Source organism: Streptomyces sparsus (genome assembly GCF_054776295.1).
This window is the reverse complement of the sequence record NZ_BAAHCA010001084.1, coordinates 1-1,483: the sequence shown is the minus strand read 5'-3', so window position 1 is coordinate 1,483 and position 1,483 is coordinate 1. Positions and strand designations below refer to the sequence as shown.

The window sequence follows — 1,483 nt, the reverse complement described above, 5'->3', positions numbered from 1 at the left end:
CGGCACGTCGTGCCGCCCGGTCAGCCGGGGGACGTCGCCGGCTGCGGCTGCGGCTGCGGCTGACCGGACCGGCCGGTTGCCGCACGCAGCCCGAGCACCCCGAACACCGCGCCCAACGTGCCCCACATCAGGGCGTGCGAGAGCAGTGACAGCACCCGGAAGTCCCACAGCAGCGTGGCCGGTACCGGAACCGGGTCGGGATTGCCGGGCAGCAGGAACAGCACCGCGCCGGTGGCGGCCACCGCGGCGGCGACCGTCAGGTGGCGGACCGGCCGGGAGCTGTCCCCGAGGCGGCGGTGCAGCTGCCAGGCCAGCGCCATGCCGAGCACACCGATCACCAGGGCGGCCAGCCACAGGAGTTGGCGTTCGGCGACGGTGCCGCCGTCACCGACGCCCGGAGGAGTGGCCGGATAACGCAGGCCCGGCAGCAGTGACAGGGCCAGGAACGCGGCGCCGGCCATGGCCATCGCACGCGGCCACTCCCGGGAGCCGTCCGGTCCGGACCCGCCGGGCGCCTGCCGGTGGACGAGGGCGTGGGCGAGGGCGAAGAACACCCCGACGGCGAGGCCGACGACCACCGCGGTGACCACCAGCCCGAAGTGCTGCGTGCCGCGCGAGAAGACCTCCCCGACGTCGTGGGCGTGGACGTGTTCCGCCTCGGCGGCGGCCGAGCGTTCCTCCTCCAGTCGGATGGCGCGGTCCATCAGCGGCTCGGCGAGCAGCAGCGCGAACAGGCCGGTGACCAGGCCGGCCGCGCCACCGGCCAGCAGGCCGCGGCGGAGAGTGGGCAGGATGGGGTAGGGACGTGTCGAGTCGTTCATGGTGCGGCCGGGCCCCGATCAGTGGCAGGGGGCGCCGAAGAGGTGCCGTCCGTCGTGGGAGAACTCGTGCAGGTACTCGCCGGTCGCGGCGATGACGTGGCCGTTGTCCATGAAGACCGCGTAGAGCGCGATGAGGGAGAGGACCACCGCCGCGGCCATGATCGTCCAGTCCCGGACGTGGTGCGTCGCGTCGGCGGAGGGCAGTGCCGTGGTACCGGAGTGCAGGGACATCTCGGAGCCTCCTTCTCGGGGTTTCCACGCCCCGATCAGCGCCAGGGCGACGTGCCAGTTCCTGACTCCCCGCGGCTGCGCGGGTCACAGTGGCGGGACCGTCCCGGATTCGCACCGGGTTCCTGAGCACCGTCGCCTCGATATGAACATGTCTGACAGCCGCTCGGGCTGTTGTCCGCAACGCCCGGTAGGCGTCGGACGGAGGGTCCCAGCACGGCGTCGGGCCTGTCAATGTGCCAGGATGGGAATGACCGGTAGGCACCGTATCCAAGGGGGAGTGGATGTACGGCACTGACGCCGGCCGCACGCACCGCACGCACCGCACCGTCCGCGACGCCCTGTTCACCGGCGGCGCCGTGGTGGGCGCGATGGCGGTGCTCGCCGGCTGTTCCTCGTCGGAGCCCGAGGGGGGCAGCGGCGGCAACGGCCCC

2 protein-coding genes and 1 riboswitch are annotated in these 1,483 nt (G+C 73.1%); both genes read right to left on the bottom strand.

The annotated features are described in order from the left end of the window. Positions 1-20 precede the first annotated feature (20 nt). Positions 21-821, bottom strand: coding sequence for a CbtA family protein (locus ACYVE9_RS26480; protein WP_461030428.1), 801 nt, complete (start codon positions 819-821; stop codon positions 21-23). Between the two features lie 18 nt (positions 822-839). Next, a complete protein-coding gene (locus ACYVE9_RS26475) occupies positions 840-1,052 on the bottom strand; it encodes a CbtB domain-containing protein (RefSeq protein ID WP_461030427.1) in 213 nt (70 codons plus the stop codon). A gap of 34 nt (positions 1,053-1,086) precedes the next feature. Next, positions 1,087-1,201, bottom strand: a riboswitch (cobalamin riboswitch). Between the last annotated feature and the right edge of the window lie 282 nt (positions 1,202-1,483).

Excerpts from the sequence above, each read along its gene's own strand:
- ACYVE9_RS26480 (WP_461030428.1), bottom strand. The coding sequence starts at position 821 with ATGAACGACTCGACACGTCCCTACCCCATCCTGCCCACTCTCCGCCGC.
- ACYVE9_RS26475 (WP_461030427.1), bottom strand. The coding sequence starts at position 1,052 with ATGTCCCTGCACTCCGGTACCACGGCACTGCCCTCCGCCGACGCGACG.